Annotated in this window: 15 protein-coding genes; 3 read left to right on the top strand and 12 right to left on the bottom strand. The window is 69.2% G+C overall.

Going from position 1 to position 16,038, the window contains the following annotated elements; genetic code table 11:
• The first annotated feature begins 151 nt into the window (after positions 1-151).
• Positions 152-307: a hypothetical protein gene (locus ACFWI9_RS08035; protein ID WP_387159767.1), complete on the top strand. Its 156-nt coding sequence runs from the start codon at positions 152-154 to the stop codon at positions 305-307.
• Positions 308-384: 77 nt separating this feature from the next.
• Here the strand turns inward: ACFWI9_RS08035 and ACFWI9_RS08030 are convergent, their stop codons facing one another.
• From ACFWI9_RS08030 to ACFWI9_RS07980, 11 genes are all read right to left on the bottom strand, one after another.
• The gene (locus ACFWI9_RS08030) at positions 385-1,254 is read right to left on the bottom strand and encodes a hypothetical protein (RefSeq protein ID WP_387159766.1); all 870 of its coding nucleotides are present in this window, start codon (positions 1,252-1,254) and stop codon (positions 385-387) included.
• 562 nt (positions 1,255-1,816) lie between these two features.
• Entirely contained in the window at positions 1,817-3,154 is a 1,338-nt protein-coding gene (locus ACFWI9_RS08025) for a M4 family metallopeptidase (protein ID WP_387159765.1), read from the bottom strand.
• Positions 3,155-3,507: 353 nt separating this feature from the next.
• Positions 3,508-4,740, bottom strand: coding sequence for an MAB_1171c family putative transporter (locus tag ACFWI9_RS08020; protein ID WP_387159763.1), 1,233 nt, complete (start codon positions 4,738-4,740; stop codon positions 3,508-3,510).
• Positions 4,740-5,135, bottom strand: coding sequence for a toxin-antitoxin system, toxin component (locus tag ACFWI9_RS08015; protein WP_387159762.1), 396 nt, complete (start codon positions 5,133-5,135; stop codon positions 4,740-4,742). The genes ACFWI9_RS08020 and ACFWI9_RS08015 overlap by 1 nt, the downstream gene beginning before the upstream one ends.
• Positions 5,136-5,502: 367 nt before the next feature.
• Positions 5,503-6,225, bottom strand: a complete 723-nt coding sequence (locus ACFWI9_RS08010) for a hypothetical protein (RefSeq protein WP_387159761.1) — start codon at positions 6,223-6,225, stop codon at positions 5,503-5,505.
• A 265-nt stretch (positions 6,226-6,490) separates the two neighbouring features.
• Entirely contained in the window at positions 6,491-7,156 is a 666-nt protein-coding gene (locus tag ACFWI9_RS08005; RefSeq protein WP_387159760.1) for a TetR/AcrR family transcriptional regulator, read from the bottom strand.
• 31 nt (positions 7,157-7,187) lie between these two features.
• Positions 7,188-7,649, bottom strand: a complete 462-nt coding sequence (locus ACFWI9_RS08000; RefSeq protein ID WP_387159758.1) for an ATP-binding protein — start codon at positions 7,647-7,649, stop codon at positions 7,188-7,190.
• 274 nt (positions 7,650-7,923) lie between these two features.
• Positions 7,924-9,321: an amidase gene (locus ACFWI9_RS07995; RefSeq protein ID WP_387159756.1), complete on the bottom strand. Its 1,398-nt coding sequence runs from the start codon at positions 9,319-9,321 to the stop codon at positions 7,924-7,926.
• 5 nt (positions 9,322-9,326) lie between these two features.
• A complete protein-coding gene (locus ACFWI9_RS07990) occupies positions 9,327-9,515 on the bottom strand; it encodes a hypothetical protein (RefSeq protein ID WP_387159755.1) in 189 nt (62 codons plus the stop codon).
• Positions 9,512-11,452: a propionyl-CoA synthetase gene (locus ACFWI9_RS07985; protein ID WP_387159753.1), complete on the bottom strand. Its 1,941-nt coding sequence runs from the start codon at positions 11,450-11,452 to the stop codon at positions 9,512-9,514. Before ACFWI9_RS07985 ends, ACFWI9_RS07990 begins: the two co-directional genes overlap by 4 nt.
• Before the next feature lie 90 nt (positions 11,453-11,542).
• Positions 11,543-12,961 carry an MFS transporter gene (locus ACFWI9_RS07980; RefSeq protein WP_387159752.1) on the bottom strand — a complete coding sequence of 473 codons (1,419 nt, stop codon included), beginning with the start codon at positions 12,959-12,961 and terminating at the stop codon, positions 11,543-11,545.
• 220 nt (positions 12,962-13,181) lie between these two features.
• Here ACFWI9_RS07980 and ACFWI9_RS07975 point away from each other — a divergent pair, with 220 nt between their 5' ends.
• Positions 13,182-13,754, top strand: coding sequence for a TetR/AcrR family transcriptional regulator (locus ACFWI9_RS07975; RefSeq protein WP_387159751.1), 573 nt, complete (start codon positions 13,182-13,184; stop codon positions 13,752-13,754).
• 130 nt (positions 13,755-13,884) lie between these two features.
• Here the strand turns inward: ACFWI9_RS07975 and ACFWI9_RS07970 are convergent, their stop codons facing one another.
• Positions 13,885-14,598: a helix-turn-helix domain-containing protein gene (locus ACFWI9_RS07970; protein ID WP_387159749.1), complete on the bottom strand. Its 714-nt coding sequence runs from the start codon at positions 14,596-14,598 to the stop codon at positions 13,885-13,887.
• A gap of 549 nt (positions 14,599-15,147) precedes the next feature.
• Between ACFWI9_RS07970 and ACFWI9_RS07965 the strand changes: the two genes are divergently transcribed.
• A complete protein-coding gene (locus ACFWI9_RS07965) occupies positions 15,148-15,897 on the top strand; it encodes a creatininase family protein (protein WP_387159748.1) in 750 nt (249 codons plus the stop codon).
• Positions 15,898-16,038: the final 141 nt, after the last annotated feature.

The following is a 16,038-nucleotide window of genomic DNA, read 5'->3' as shown; positions in this document are numbered from 1 at the left end:
TGAGGGGAGGTCGGCCTCGATATGGGGCGGGGTACGCGAAGTTGCTTGGGACGGTCTGTGGGGCTCGCGTAGCCGCTGATCCCGCCGTCTGGCCAATGCCCACTCCCTGCGACCCGGTGCCGACTTCTTCCGGGCTGATGGGTTCTGCGCGGTGAGCCAGGTAGGGCTCCACCTGGAAGAGCTGTTCTTCCTGGCGGCTCCGGAGATCTGGGGGGTGTCGGTGCCGGACGACGGCGACGTGATCGCCTCCCCCACGAGGGCGGGCTATCTGCTTCCGGCCTGCCCACACATCATCAGCGACAGGTAGCGGACAGACCACCGCCCGTCAACGAGGCTGCCAGCTCCGTCGCGGACGTGAAAATCGGACTGGGCAGCACGAACCGGCTACTCCTGCTGCTCCAGTTGGGCCACCGTGCGGACTGCCTCATCCGCGGCCTGGCGCGCATCCCGCAAGCTGCGCTCGGCAGCCTCCACCGCCGCTCCTGCCTGTGCCACGGCCTGTCCGGTCTCGGATCGCGCATGCTGAGCCTGCTCCAGCTCATGCTCCAGGCGGCGCAACCGCTGTTCCACCTGCTGGGCGCTCTCGACAGCTGCCCGCTGTGCCTCTTGCGCCTCGCCGAGGTCCCGCTCGCTTCGACGGGCTTCGGCAGCCGTCTCCCGCGCCGTCGTGCGAGCACGCTCGAGATCACGTCGGCTCCGCTCCTCGTCGCACTTCGGCTTCTTCTGCGCCGGGGCGGCATCGACCGGTGCCGGGCGGGTCGGAACGGCCGCCGGGGTGATGATGTCGAAGTCGACCGCGGCATCGGGCACCGACACGAGCTGTCCCTTCGCCCACTGCTCGGCTACCTCAGTTCTGGCGAGCACGGCATGGAGGATTTGCTCGATCTCACGCTGCACCGTGTCGCTCACTGGCTGCCCGGCGCCACGGGCCAGGGCGGCGGCTGTACGGGAAAGCACGGTGACAAGCTGGTGCTGCTGTCGGCTTGCCGCCCGCAGCTGCTTCGCATCGAGTGTCCGGTGAGCTTCGCGGAGCGTCTCCCCCAGCGCCAGGAACTGTGCGGTTTCCCCCTGCTGTGCGCGGGAGAGCAGGTTGGCGGCCCAAGCGGCGAGCGCCGGCCGGCGCATGGCGGCGATCGATTTCGCAGCCGCGGTGTCCTTCGCCTTGCGTGCCTCGACCACATACGCGTCCCGCGCCGCCACGAACTCTGACGGCCGCAGGCCGTACAGCTCTTTGGCTACCCGCTCGACATCCACGCCCCTACTGTGCGCTGTCTGAGACCGGCCGACGCGATCTGGGCCGAAGCCGCTCCGCCAGAAGAAGGGCTCGATCACCCCTACGGTCGGTACAGAGAGCTCCGATGCGCCCGGACCTCCAACGCCACCGGGCCCCTCCGCTGCCCGGAAGGCGGTGTGGGCCGCTCTCGAGTTGCCCGGACGTGTCACCGTGCGGGACAAGCCGGATGCGGTGCCGCCACCCGCCCCCTCGGCGGTCAAGGGTACCTACGGTGAGCTGTGGCACGGCGGATAGCGTGCGGTGCATGGATATGGCGGGGGTCTCTTCCGCTGTGCCCAGGCGGGCTGACCGGCACTGGAATCTGGGGCCTCTGGCGGGCCGAGGCCTCGGATACGGCGCCGCTTGGACATGCCGATGCGGGGCGGCGTTTCGCGCCTCGCTGACCTGTGTCGCGTGCAGCGGGGGCGCGCCCAGCCGCTCGGCCCCGTACTGCCAAGCCTGGTCAGTACGGGGCCGGGCGGGGTCGACGAGACCGCCTGGCCGATCAGCTCACAGGGTGCCCGACCGATGGGTCCTGGTGACTCACTTGGCCTGGACCACCCAGGTGATCTGGCGGTTCGAGGTGTTGCCGTCGCAGTCGGCCGCAACGAAGGTGACGTCGAACTCGCCTGGCTGGGTGGGCTTGCCGGTGACCACACCGGTAGCCTTGTCCAGAGTCAGCCCCGGGGGCAGGCCGGTGGCGGTGAACGTGACGCGCTGACGCTGAGGGTCGGGTGCCTGCAGGCGCACCATGACCTCCGCACCGACCGCATTGGTCTGGTAATTGACCCACTTCAACGATGGAGCCTGCGGAGCCGCGGGTACCGGGTCGCTGCCGTCAACTCCGACCGCGAGCCATGCCGCGGCCACGGTCTTGGCTTCGGTGCTGTTCTTACCGTAAAGGTCAGCCGCGGCGCGCAGGGTGCCGGCGCGGGCACCGGAGAAGTTGGAATTGGGGACCAGGTAGCGGGTCAGCGCGCGGTACCAGATCTTTCCGGCTTTGTCGTTGCCGATTCCCTTGACCGCCGGAGCCTTGCCGCAGGTGGGGCTGTTCCCCCACTGCGACTTCCCACTGCCAACAGCCAACTGGTAGAAGAACTTGTTGCTGATCCCACCAATACGGTGATTGGGTTCCTCTCCCTCCCCGACACCGGGCGTCCAACATCCCTTGGACACCCCGTCCTTGGTGGGGTCGTCCATGTACCGCAGGGGCTTCCCGCTCACACCCTCGCCGATGGTGTAGTCCGGCAGGTCCTTGCCGTTGTTCGCAGAGAACTCCACCAGGGTGCCGAAGATGTCGCTGGTGGATTCGTTCAGACCCCCGGCTTCGCCGTTCAAGGCCAGGCCCGCGGTCATGCCGGTGATCCCGTGCGTCATCTCGTGCGCCACCACGTCGGTGGTGTTCCATGCCGCGTTGCCAGCCACCGCAGGACCCAGGACCATGCAACCACACTCCGGGTCGTACTGGGCGAAGAACTCACCGTCGGCCGGGCCCACGTCGGTGAAGACCCGGGGTCCCACACCGTCGTCGTGGATGCCCCGCCTCCCATGTTGTTTCAGGAAGTAGTCCCAGGTCCGTGAGGCCGCGTGGAAGGCATCCACGTCGGTGGTCTGCCGGTCGTCCTTGCTTCCGTTGCCCCAGACGTTGTCGGCGTCCGTTGAGGGTCTGCCGGAATCCCATCCTTGCTGGTAGTCGTTGGCCATGTTGCGCACCTGGAGGCCGCCGCGTCCAGGGTCCACCAACATGTACTCACCGCTGGCGTTTCGGCTCGCGCTGACCTCCACGTCACCGTTGTGGTAGCCATGCCCGAGCCCCTTGTTCGGTGTAACCGCCTGGGCCGCACCGGTCGTGCCCAGAGCAGCCACCGCCGCTGCTGACACGATCGCTTTCCATGTGTTCTTCACGGCCGGTAGGAAGGCCGAGGGCGGAATGAGGTTGCCTCATTCCGGCGAAGTTCGGGAACGGATTCAAGGAGCCGTCGCGACATTTGCTGATCAGCTCACGGTCACAAACCCGGCCAGACGCTCGGCTGGGGTGTCCCTGCCGAGCGATTTGCGTGGGCTGCCGTTGAGCTCGGCGGCTGGACCTCGGATGACGGCTCGACGCCGAGCGGGTGGCGGACCCGGAACCGCCGTCCGATCCGGCGACGGCCGCCCACGCCCGTACCGTCACCGGGAACCGGCTGCGGACCTGCGGCCCGCGTCCCCACCGGCCGGTCGTGCCCGTCACAGGTTCACCGGTACGTGGCCGGCTGGTGTGCGCCGCTGCGCCCCTGGGTGCCCCGCAGGGCGCGCGAGATCGATACCAGCAGGTCACGGTCCTGCGTCTCAGCCCGGCGAACGGCGGCCACCGCGCCCGCGGCCTGATCCGGTACCGGTGGCGCCTCGCGCGCACGGGCGTCGGACGCCGCGGTGAACATGGCTGCCAGACCGGCGGCCGCCGCTTCGCGCCGCGGGGTCCCGCTCTCCCTGGCCCGCCGGTACACCTGCTCGCGTATGTCGTCCGCGCAGTGGGGGGACAGCTCGCGCATCCAGTCGTGAATGGTCGTCATCCGGTAGAGGAGCACCTGCTCGGGACCGGCGTACCACGGCGGGGGGAGAAAGATGCTGTCGTTCCGGGTGTTCTCGGGGCTGCTGACCAGGCGCCACAGAGGCCGCAGGGCGGTGATGCCGATCAGGGGCTGCCACACACGGTCGATCAGCGCGGGTCCGTATGCCGGCACGAGGAGTCCTACACCGATCATCATCCCGCTGGCAGAAATGAAGGGCGGCAGGCTTTCGTTCAGGGCGTCCCAGTCCCGGCCCGCCCACCGGGCTGCGATGGCGGCCACCTTGAAGGAGCCGAAGACGACATTGGCCAGGCCCGCGATCACCAGGACCGTCAGCCCGACGCGCAGGCACGAGTCGACCGACGTACGGGACCTGTGTGACGTCTTCTCGCGGACGTCGAGGATCCAGTCCCAGCACACGACTGCCGTGGCCAAGCCCGCGGCAATGTACGCGAGCAGGTAGAGCACGAGCATCTGGCTGATGAAGGGCGTCGCGGCGTAGTAGGTGTCGAAGTCACGCGGACGCTCCACCGGGACGTCGCCCAACGCGAAGAGCCCCACCAGCACGGCGATCACGACACAGCAGCCGATCTGCCACACCCGCACGCGCCGACGCGTGCGCGCGAGGTCTTCCGACTCCCCTCTCCAGTAGTCCAGCAGCACCAAGGACGCGCAGGCGTAGGCGGTCATGATGCAGTGAACGAGCAGGGCCGAGAGATTACTGATGCCGGAGAGCCGGTTGACGTCCGCGACCGTGGGCGGAGCCGAGAGAACGAAGCCCGCGCAGGGCAGGAACAGCAGGGCGTTCACCGCCCGGACCGTGGGGCTGCGCCACCTGCGCAGCAGCCCGGGCGCCTTCACCAGCAGGGCCGTACCCAGTACGGCGGCTGCGAGGTAGTAGTCGGTTCCTTCCGGCATCAGCCGCGCCCTCCGAGAGAAGCCCAGATACGGCCCACCCGTTCGTCAGGGGCGGTGTGGCTGCGCGTACCCTGCAGGAAGGGCCGGAACTTCGCCGCCAGCAGGCGGCCGAACCTCTCCGCACGCCGTTCCTCTTCCAGGTCGTAGTCCGTGCGCGCGGCCGCGTACGCGACCGCGTCACCGAGATTCCACCGCTCTCCGAGCAACCGGGCCGCCGCGTCTCCCCCGGCCGGTTGGGGCAGGCCGGGCCCGCGCTCCTTGCGGTGCCACAGCTCGTGCCCCAGGATCACCATCTGATGCAGGGGAAGGGTGTTCTCCTCCACCGCGACCACCTCGTGGTCACCGAGGTCGAGCCAGAGCCCGCTGACCGTGTCCGGCGGGAACGCCACCGTCACGAAACGGACCTCACGCCCGCTACTCTCCGTCAAATAGGCACAAGTCGCCCGCAGAAGGCCATGCGACTCCCTTACCGTCGAACCCATCGCTCCGGCGAACAGTTCGTCCCGGTGACGCCTCATCGCACGGGAGGTACCCACCGCGTCCCACATCTCTTTCCCACCCGGACATATCCCAACGCACCGCTCGTCAGGCGCGCATACGCGCGCATTCTGTCAGTTCGCCGGACCATGAACCGACGAGGGTGCGACCGGTCGGCCCCGGGGTGGGGCAATGGAGGACGGAACGTCACCAGGCGCCCGGCCGCCGTCACTCAGCCCCGACCCGCGCCGAAGGGCAGTCCGGAGACCCGGGCGAGAGCGCCGGCTACCGGTCCCCGGCCGCGCCGCGCTCCCGGGCGCGCTCCTCGCGCGAACGGCGGGCGATGGATTCGATGAGGGCGATGATGGGCTGCGCGGTGTCGTCCGGCACGTCGGCCAGCGCGCGTGCGGCATAGTTCACGACGCCGAGATCCGAACCGGGGCGAGCGGCGAGGCCGCTGCTCCTGAGCCGCTCGAGGTCCTCGTCCTGTCGGGCGACCGTCCGTTCCAGGAGGTCCTTGTGGATCCGCTGCAGCACCCGGTCCAGCGCCTCGGCCGGCTCGGCGACCAGGAACTCGATGCTCTCCCCGAAGAAGGCTGCGATCCCGGCGGCATGCTTGAGGTTGGGAGCCTTGCCCGTCTTGATCATCTTGTCGAGCCACTGAGCGCTCGTACCCGCCCCGGCCGCGATCTCCGCGAGCGAGTACTGCCGGCGGCTGCCGTCCGGGGACGCCTTGAGCCTTGTCGCGCGCAGGAACAGGATCCGCTCCACCACCTGGCGGTGCTGATCCTCCGGGTCCAGCGCTCCGCTGCGGGTCGACGGGAGCGCCCTTGCCGACCTGCCACGGAGCAGCGCGTCCACGGCCTTCGGCGGCAGTCCTGAGGCATAGGACAAACCGCCCTCCCCTTCGACCCGCAGGACCTCGTCCGGCTTCAGCCCGCTGCGCTCCGCCAGCGAGGCGACACTCCTCGCGGTACCGACGGGGTCCGGAGCAGACCTCTCACTCACACAAACCCCTTGATCGACCTGGTTGTCGCGTACGTTCGGAACGAGCAAGACAGTAGCCTCCGCACGACGGACCAGGCAATCACAACTGAATGGCGATCAACCACGGTTGCGCCATGACCGGAGTCGGTGGCGTCACACCGCCTCGGCACGCGCGGCGGAATCCGGACGACCATGTGAACGCCCAGACGTCCGGGGCGCCGCGGTGCCGGGCTCTTCGCAGTGACGCGCCGGACTGACTGCCTGCCCTGCCTCTGGGAGGTGCCGGCTACCGCTTGCCCGGCTGCTCGGCTTGGTAGCGGCCGAGGAACATGGCGATGGCCTCTTCCACGACCAGTTCGATGGGGGGAAGGTCCTTGATGGCTTCGCCGATCGCCATGACGTGCGGCCAGATGGCGAATTCCTGGATGAGTCCGAGGAACTGGCGCGCCGCCAGATCCGGTTGAGGGCAGTCCAGGGCGCCGGACTCGGTCATCTCGGCCAGGCACCTGCTGAACATCCTCGCCAGTGGCGCCTTGCCGAGGCGGTAGAAGTCCGCGGAGACCCAAGGGAGTTTCCGGGACTCGGCGATGACCAGTCGAGTGAAGGCGATCTGATCCTTCTCGTTGATGAAGTCGAGGAGGGTCTCAGCGAAGTGCCGGAGGAAGCCGGCCGGGTCGGAGTAGTCGCGAACGAGGCTGGCTTCGATGTCGTCCAGTCCGAAAGCCGCCCAGTGGTACTCCATGGTGGCCCGGAAAACCGCCTCTTTGCTTCCGAAGAGGTTGTACACGGTTTGTCTGGCCACGCCGGCGTGCTTCGCGATGAGGTCGAGGTTGACACCGTCGTAGCCGAATTCGAGGAACAGGTCCCTCGAGGACCGCAGGACCTTCTGACTCGTGGCGCTTGGAGGCTTCTGAGGTGCACGGATGACCGGCTGAGGGCTCTGTGGGGGCATCGCATACCTTCCGGGCTGTGTACGGGTCAGTCTAGTTGCGATCTCCTTGCGGCGGCCTGCCGGACCCGGACGGAGGGGGCGGCCCCGCAGCGAGCCGGTAGTCGACGCGGACGCGGGTCGCAGTGGTGTCTGCGATGTACTGCACGGAGTGCGCGAGGCATTCGACGATCTGCAGTCCGCGGCCGTTCTCCCCTTCGGCCTCGGATGGCTGCTGCCGTTGCGCCGGGGCCTTTGCGCCGGAGTCGGTGACCTCGATGGTCAGTGATCGCGAGGAGGCGGTGACCATGATCGTCATCGTCTCCCTCCCGTGTTTCGCCGCATTCGCGGCGAGCTCTCCGATGATCAGCAGCACGGAGTCCTGATCAGCTGGGCTGATGCTCCAGGCCGGCAGGTGGCCTGCGACGTGTCTGCGGGCAATGGGCACATAGCGCTCCTGCGCCGGCAGGGAGACGGACGCCGGGCGGTACCTCGGGGGGGATGGAGGAGTGGCCATGGTTGATGCCGCCGACTGGACTGGGGGGGCAGATGTCTTGGTCATCGGACTCACCGAGCCATTAGATTGGACAGTACAGTCCAGTCTAGTCCCGTTCTGTCCCGGATGTCACCCCCCTGTCCCTGCCGGGGGTGCTCGCAGGGGCCCGCTCCCGCTGTGGGGCCTGTCAATGGGCCCGACGGCTCGATCGTCCGCGGCCGGCCGCCGAGTACCTCATCTCATGGCGTCATGGCGCTGGACGCGGGACTGGAGTGCGGCCGGGCTCGGGACGAGGTCAGGACGCGAGCGGCGTGGAGGGAGCGATGGCGCCCCGTTCCTGCTCGTACGCCGCGGCGGCACGCAGCAGGGTGGCCTCCTCGAAGGGGCGGCCCATGAGCTGCATGCCGATGGGCAGGCCGGTGCCGTCGAGACCGACGGGCAGGGAGACGGACGGGATTCCGGTGATGTTGGCGGGTGCGCAGAGCCTGACGTAGGCATCGGTGACCGTTTCCCTGGTGCCGTCAGCCCACTGGAACTCGTGCTGACCGGTCATGGCCGCGGTGGCCGGGACGCTGGGTGCCGCGATGAGGTCGACCCGGTCGAACAGGGTTGACCAGGCGCGGCGCATCAGGGTCCTGGAACGCTGCGCACGGAGGTAGTCGATGGCCGGGACCAGTGCGCCGGCCTCCAGTAGCACCCGCACGTCCGGGTCGTAGAGTTCCGGTGCCCTGCGAAGGTCTTCCTCGTGGTAGGAGGTCGCCTCGGGGACCATCAGTCCCCACTGGGTCGCCTGAACGTACTGCGTCATCGGGACCTCGACGTCCACCAGCTGGGCACCCAGTCCGGCGAGTCGCGCGACGGCCGATCGCACCGCGTTCTCCACTTGGGGGTCGACGTGGTCGAAGAAGTAGTTGAGGGGTACACCCACGCGCAGCCCGGTGAGATCCCGGCCGATGTCGCGCAGGCAGTCCTGCGGCTCCCGGTGGCTGCTGGCGGGGTCGTTGGGGTCATGACCCATGAGGGCGTTCAGGACCAGTCCCGCATCCTCGACCGTGCGGGTGATCGGACCGACGTGGTCCAGGGACCAGGACAGCGGGGTCACACCGTGCCGTGAGACCAGGCCGTAGGTGGGCTTCAGGCCCACCACGCCGGTCAGCGCCGAGGGGACTCTGATGGAGCCCCCCGTGTCGGTGCCCAGGGCGAAGATCGCCTCGCCCACGGCCACCGCGGCGGCGGATCCGCCGCTCGATCCACCGCAGACTCGCTCTGGCGCCCAGGGGTTGCGGGTCTGCGGCGTGGTCAGACCGTAGGCGAACTCATGGGTGTGGGTCTTGCCGATCAGGACGGCTCCGGCGCTGTCGAGCCGGGTGGCCGCGGTGCTGTTCTCCGTCGGCACGCGGTTGGCCCGGACCAGCGAGCTGGAGGTCGTCGGTACCCCGGCGGTGTCGATGAGGTCCTTCAGCCCCATGGGGATTCCGTGGAGCGGACCGCGGGGACCGGCTGCGGTGATCTCCCGCGCGGCCCGGGCCGCCGCGCGGCGCGCGGATTCGGCGACGACCGTCACGTAGGCGTTGAGGTATTCCTCCATGGCGGCGATCCGGCCGAGGACCGATTCGGTCAGTTCGACGGGCGACAGCCGGCCGGCCGCCAGGGCTCGCGACGCTTGACCGAGGGACAGTTCGTACGGCTGCATGATCCTCATTCCTCTGCTGCGGCGTAGGCGGGTGCCGGGGGCGTCTCTCCGAGGTGGAGCGTGCGCAGCGCGCTGAGAACGCTCTGGACGTGGTTCGCCGTGGCGGACACTGCTTCCAGCCGATCGTCGGCCAGGGGCAGTCCGGCCCGGCGGGACCATTTCGCCGCGTCTTCCAAGGAGAGATCGAGGGTCATCGGCCTGTCCTTTCGGGGTGGTCCCCCAGAGGGGAGGAGTCGTTGCGCAGAATGTCGCGGAGGGTTTCGAGCACCGTGGGGTCGTCGATGGTGGAGGGCGGTGCGCAGTCCACACCGTCCGCGATGTCGCGCATGGCCCGCCGGAGGATCTTGCCGGAACGGGTCTTGGGCAGGGCGCTGACGACGTCGACCCGGCGGAGGGAGGCGACGGGTCCGATGCCGTGGCGGACCCGGTCGACGAGTTCCGCGCAGATCTCCTGCGGGGCACGGTCGACTCCCGCCTTGAGGACCACCAACGCGCGTGGCACCTGTCCTTTGAGCGCGTCCCGGACTGCGATCACGGCACACTCGGCCACCTCCGGATGGGCGCTGAGCACTTCTTCCATCGCGCCACTGGACAGACGGTGACCGGCGACGTTGAGGACGTCGTCGGTGCGGCCCATGACGTATACGTAACCGTCTTCGTCGCTGCGGCCGCCGTCCCCGGTGAGGTAGTAGCCGTCGTACGTGGAGAGGTAGGAGCCGACGTAGCGTTCGTCGTCGTTCCACAGGGTGGTCAGGGTGCCCGGTGGCAGCGGCAGTCTGACGGCGACCGCTCCGTCCTCGCCGGGCGGTGCCTGGTGGCCCGCCCCGTCGAGAATCCGCACGTCGTAGCCCGGTACGGGTAGCGTGGGTGAGCCCGGCTTCGCGGGGTGCGGCTCCAGGCCCATGGGGTTGGCGACGATCGGCCAACCGGTCTCTGTCTGCCACCAGTTGTCGACGACGGGCACGCCGAGCAGGTCGCCGGCCCAGTGGTAGGTCTGCGTATCGAGCCGCTCTCCGGCCAGGAACAGATGGCGCAGGGAGCGGGTGTCGTGGGCGCCGAGCAGCTTGCCCTCGGGGTCCTCCTTCTTCACCGCGCGGATCGCGGTGGGTGCGGTGAACAGTGTGGTGACGCCGTGGTCGGCCACGACTCTCCAGAAGGCCCCCGCGTCGGGAGTCGCGACGGGCTTGCCTTCGTACAGCACGGTGGTGCAGCCGGCGATCAGGGGGCCGTAGACGATGTAGGAGTGGCCCACGACCCAGCCGACGTCGGAGGCGGCCCAGAAGACGTCGCCTGGACGGGTGTCGAAGATGTACTCCATGGACCAGCGCAGTGCGACGGCATGGCCCCCGTGGTCGCGCACGACGCCTTTGGGCCGGCCGGTGGTGCCGGAGGTGTAGAGGATGTAGAGCGGGTCGGTGGCCGCGACGGTCACGCAGGGCACCGGTGCGGCCGTGGCGACCGCTTGGGCCCAGTCCAGGTCCCGTCCGGGGGTGAGTGGGGCGGCGCACTGAGGGCGCTGGAGCACCACGCAGTGGTCCGGTGTGTGGTCGGCCTGGGCGAGGGCGTCGTCGAGCAGGGGTTTGTAGGGCACGACGCCCTTGGGTTCGATTCCGCACGAGGCCGTGATGACCACCCTGGGCCGGGCATCGTCGATCCGCGCGGCCAGTTCGCGGGAGGCGAATCCACCGAAGACCACCGAGTGGACCGCGCCGATGCGGGCGCAGGCGAGCATGGCGATCACCGCTTCGGGGACCATCGGGAGATACAGCACCACGCGATCACCCTTGACCACGCCGAGTCCGGCCAGGAGCCCGGCGATACGGGCGGTCTCATCGCGGAGCTGCCGGTACGTGTAGGTGGTGCGGCTCGCGGTGAGCGGGCTGTCGTGGACGAGGGCGAGGCGGTCGCCGTGGCCGGCGTCGACGTGCCGGTCGACGGCGTTGTGACAGGTACTCAACCGGCCGTCGGGAAACCAGCGGTACAACGGTGCCCTGGAGTCGTCCAGGGCCCTTGTGGGGGGCACGGTCCAGTCGATCAGTTCGGCCGCCTCCAGCCAGAACCCCTCGGGGTCTTCGAGGCTTCGGCGGTAGGTGGCCGTGTACCTGCCCGTCTGCGGCGATGCTGCTGCCATGGAGGTTCTCCTGTCTGCGGGAAACCGGTCCGGAAAGGCGTTCCCCTCGTCCCAGGGCGGTTGCCGCCCGGGGACGAGGCACTTTGTCGACTACGTGCCGGTCACGGACACCGGCGCGCTGGTTGCGGGCGCGGGTGTGGTGCCGGTGATGGCCTCGACCGACAGGCCGGTGGTGCGGACACCCCATATGGCGAGGGAAAGGGCGGGGACGAGGAGTGCTACGGCGACGAGGACGAAGACGGCGACCGCGCCCTGGCTGTAGAGGAGGGGAACGAGGTAGAAGGGGGCCGCGACCGCGGAGAGGCGGCTGAAGGAGTAGAGGATGCCTGTGGAGGTCGTCCGCAGGCTCGTGGGGAACTGTTCGAACTGGTAGACGCGGCCCGAGTTGGACATCAGGTTGGCGGTGAGGGTGAAGAAGAAGCCGCAGGTGACAATGGTGACCGCGGAGTTCGCGCTGCCGTAGCCGATCCCGAAGGCGGCCATACCCGCCAGGGAGGCGGCGACGAACCATTTTCTTTCCAGTCTCTCCATGAGGAGCATGGAGAGGAAGGAGCCCAGGGGGTACCCGATGAAGGACAGGCTGAGGTACATCAGCGAGTCGGTCACGGTGTGCCCCTTCTGGGCAAGGGCCAGTGTCGCCACGTTGCTGAAGCCGTAGTAGCCGATGGGGGCGAGGATCCACAGCATGCCCATCAGCACGGTGCGGCGTACGTACGGAGCGCGGAAGATCGTCTTGACGGGCAGCGGTGTGGTCTCGGCGAGCTGCGGCTCGTCCGCCTCCTGGGGAGGAACCCAGCCGCGGGCCATGGCCGCCTTTTCGAACGTGCGGGTGACCTCGTCTGCTTCGGTGACGCGGCCCACCGATTCGAGCCAGCGGGGCGACTCGGGGAGCGACCGCCGGATGAAGAAGGTGATCAGGGCACCGAGGGCGCCGATGGCGAACATCCAGCGCCAGCCGTCGACGCCGAGCAGGGTGTCGTCCGCGAGCAGCATGCCCAGGAACCCGACCAGGGGGACGGCGGTGTAGGCGGCGGTGTAGCCCCATGCCGCGTAGTAGCCACGCTTGCGGGGCGGCAGTACGTCTCCGAGGTAGGCGTCGGTCACGGGAAGTTCACCGCCGAGCCCGACGCCCGCGACGAAGCGGCACAGCAGCAGCGTCCACAGGTCGGGCGCCAGTGCGCAGCCCAGGGTGCCGACGGTGTAGAAGCCGAGGGTGATCATGTAGCACTTCCGCCGGCCCAACCGGTCGGACAGCCGGCCGATCACCGCCGCTCCGACGAAGGCTCCCACGAACACCGATGACAGCAGCAGCGCCACCTCGAACGTGCCGAGCGAGAAGGTGGTGACGAGTTTGGTCGCCAGGACCGCGGAGACGAACCACTCGTAGACCTCGAAGAAGTTGCCGATGGCGACAACGGTGACAAGGCGCTTGTGGACGCCGGTGACCGGCAGTCGGTTGAGTCGGGCGGCGACGGAGAGACCGCCGGATGGGATCGCAGACTGTTGCATTCTTCTCCTCCACGAAAAAACGCCCATAGTGCGCATACCGGAGCGTGAATTGGATTGGACAGTACAGTCCACTCAAGGGGGTGACAAGGCTTGCGCGCGAATTGTTGCGGGCGGCGGCGCCGGGCCGCCGCGCCGTCGGGCCGGCCCGGCACCGCGGAAGGGCGTCTGAGCCGCAGAGGCTCCCGCCTAGACGCAAGAAATTCGCGTTAATCTCTCTTGTATGAGCCCCAAAGCAGCGACTCGTCCTGGGGGACGCAGCGCCCGCGTCCAGCAAGCGGTTCACACAGCTGTGAGCGAGCTGCTCGCCGAACGGGACCGGTCCAGCCTGACCGTGCCCCTCATCGCGGCCCGGGCCGGGGTGACCCCCTCGACCGTCTACCGGCGCTGGGGTGATCTGCAGGAACTCCTGTCGGACGTCGCGGTCGCACGACTTCGGCCCGAGTCGCCCCCGGCGGACCTCGGAAGCCTGCACGAGGACCTGGAGGCGTGGGCTGTGGCCTTCCTCGAGGAGATGGCCTCACCACCGGGCAGGGCCTATGTACGCGACGCCCTCGCCGGCGATCCGGGCGGGGGCAACGCGGGGCGCTGCTCCGCCTACGCCGCCGAGCAGGTGCAGGCCATCCTCGCCCGCGCCACCGAACGCGGCGAGCACGTACTCGATGTCGACGTGGTCATGGACCATGTGGTGGCACCCATGATGTACCGCGTCCTGTTTCGTCCGGGGCCGCTGGAAGCGGAGTACGCGCGAGGGCTCGTGGCAACCGTCTTCTACCGGCTGATGCCACTGCCCTGACCGGCGCGGCGGGCGCGGACCCGGCCGAGCGGCAGTACCGGCCGCCCGCAGGAGCCGCGAAGGCCTCACCTCGCCTTCCGGAGGCCCCGTCCTTTCGGGTGCCACCGGCGGGCGCAGGCCAGGCACTCCCTCACGCGTACAACCGCCGCAGCCGCGCCCAGAACCGGTCGAGTATGACGCCGAGGTAGGCGCGTTCCAGGTCCTGTGCCGAGGAGAAGGCGCCCTCAGCCGATTGGGCGGGCGGGGCGGCCATATGGGCGCGGTACTCCGCGTGGAGATGCTGGAGCACGTCTTCGATCTGGTGCCGCGGCAGCGGCAGGAGCTGGGATATCGGCTTGACGTACGCGCTCCATCGCGTCGTGACGGCGTAGCGGAGGAGATCCGCCAGGGGCTCGGCGCGGCCCATCACCACCACGAACACCGGCAGCGGGAGTTCGAGCACCTCCGCGAGCGCGGCGGCCTGCCGCTCGTTCCCGCTCCAGTGGCCGGATTGCTCGATCCTTTCGTAGACCGAGGGCGACATGCCGATCCTCGCTGCCAGGGCGCTGACGCCCATGCCGCGGGCAGTGCGGTAGTCGCGCAGCGTCAACGTCGCCCGGCGTTGCAGGTCGTCCGGCTCACACCACAAGGCCCCTGCCATGGCGATCAGTTCCTTGTGCGTGGGCGCCCCCTCCCCCAGCTCCCATGCGGCGACGGTTGCGGCCGTGGTGGGCTGCGCGTAGCAGGTTCGCATGACATGGGCGAGCTGGGCGGGAGTCAGCCCGAGGGCTTCGCGGAGGCGGCGGGCGGCTACCGAGTCGAAGTCGGGCGGGCCGTTGCGAGAGTGGGGGAAGTGGGCGGACATCTGTCAAGGACACACTCTCGGGTGAGTCACGGTGGCCGCTTTCGGTCGTGGTCCGGAACGTTCGTATCTGGCGGCGACCGGCGGGACATGCTGGGGGTTCACGCCAGCCGCGCCGGGGCCTCGTCGAGGGGATCGGACGTGATCGCCGTTGGGCCGGAGGGGGCGGCCCAGGGTACTGAAGAGCCGCCGCGCGACGAAGCCGAGGGAACCTCGCAGCGCGGCGGCGGCATATGTGACGGGGTGCCCGTCCGCCGGGCAGCCATGGCGCGACGGCGTGGTGCGGACCTTCGGGAGGGCGGTGTCATTCCTGTCCTCCTCCACGGCGGGCGGGTGGGCGACCCTGTGTTGTAGACTGGACTGTACAGTCCATAGAGAGGGACGGCAAGCGATCCACACAGCCGCCCGCCCGGCCGCCCACCGGAAGCAACTCGGCGGCCACCACCTCGGGGTTGTCGCCCCGAAGTGAATCCTTGCGATCAAGGAGCACCCCACCCTAGCCTGCTTAACGCAAAGCATTCGCTTTAGTGCGCTACGAAAGGCTGCCCGGCCGTGAGAGAGAACCACTGGAACCATCTGACCGCTTCGGAGCTGCGCGACCTGGCACGGCGCGACACGATCGTGCTGCTGCCGGTGGGCTCCACCGAACAGCACGGTGACCACCTACCGACCGGCATCGACGACTTCCTCGCCGCCGAGGTGTGCCGCCGGGCCGCCGCTGCCGCTTCCGTACCCGTAGTCGTCGCCCCGTCGGTGTGGTGCGGCCTGGCCGAGCACCACATGCCCTTCGGCGGCACCCTGACCCTGTCGCTGCCGACCCTCCATGCGCTCCTGCGGGACGTGTGCCGCTCGATCCTGCGCGCCGGGTTCCGGCACATCCTGATCGTCAACGGGCACGGGGGCAATGTCACCGCGCTCAACGCGCTGGTGAACGAGCTGACGGTCGAGTTGGACGCGCCGATCGCGGTCACCAGCTACTTCACCGCCGGGCGTGAGGTGATCGCCGGCGTCCTGGAGACGCAGCGTCACCTCATGCATGCCTGCGAGGGCGAGACCTCGATGGCGTTGGCCGCCTGCCCCGACCTCGTGCGCACGCAAGCGGTCGCCCGTGCTGTGGGCCCGGCCATAGACCTGCAGTCCGAGGACTCCTCGCCCGTCTACCGCTCCGTCTCCTTCGACACCATCTCGCCGTCCGGCACCGCCGGCGACGCCCGCAGTGCCTCCGCGGCCAAGGGCGAGCGCATGCTCGACGGCTGCGCCGGAGCCCTCGCCGATCTTCTCGTCGCAGGCATCTGGCCCTGATTCCCGATCGGACGCGGTGCGGGGGGGGGGGGGGGGGAGCCTGCGTACCCCCCCGCCCCCCGGCTGCGCGGGCCCCCCCCCCCGCCCCCCCGGCGGCGCGCGACCGCTCAGTTCGACGGCGTCCTCGCCCGACCAGTCCCT

The organism is Streptomyces sp. NPDC127084 (genome assembly GCF_042724175.1).
Taxonomy (GTDB): domain Bacteria; phylum Actinomycetota; class Actinomycetes; order Streptomycetales; family Streptomycetaceae; genus Streptomyces.
This window is presented reverse-complemented; position numbering and strand designations above follow the sequence as displayed.

Bases quoted from the DNA above. Each gene is read 5' to 3' on its own strand.
- ACFWI9_RS08020 (WP_387159763.1), bottom strand. From the start codon at position 4,740: ATGCCGGAAGGAACCGACTACTACCTCGCAGCCGCCGTACTGGGTACG.
- ACFWI9_RS08005 (WP_387159760.1), bottom strand. From the start codon at position 7,156: ATGCCCCCACAGAGCCCTCAGCCGGTCATCCGTGCACCTCAGAAGCCT.
- ACFWI9_RS08000 (WP_387159758.1), bottom strand. From the start codon at position 7,649: ATGGCCACTCCTCCATCCCCCCCGAGGTACCGCCCGGCGTCCGTCTCC.
- ACFWI9_RS07995 (WP_387159756.1), bottom strand. From the start codon at position 9,321: ATGCAGCCGTACGAACTGTCCCTCGGTCAAGCGTCGCGAGCCCTGGCG.
- ACFWI9_RS07990 (WP_387159755.1), bottom strand. From the start codon at position 9,515: ATGACCCTCGATCTCTCCTTGGAAGACGCGGCGAAATGGTCCCGCCGG.
- ACFWI9_RS07985 (WP_387159753.1), bottom strand. From the start codon at position 11,452: ATGGCAGCAGCATCGCCGCAGACGGGCAGGTACACGGCCACCTACCGC.
- ACFWI9_RS07980 (WP_387159752.1), bottom strand. From the start codon at position 12,961: ATGCAACAGTCTGCGATCCCATCCGGCGGTCTCTCCGTCGCCGCCCGA.
- ACFWI9_RS07975 (WP_387159751.1), top strand. From the start codon at position 13,182: ATGAGCCCCAAAGCAGCGACTCGTCCTGGGGGACGCAGCGCCCGCGTC.
- ACFWI9_RS07970 (WP_387159749.1), bottom strand. From the start codon at position 14,598: ATGTCCGCCCACTTCCCCCACTCTCGCAACGGCCCGCCCGACTTCGAC.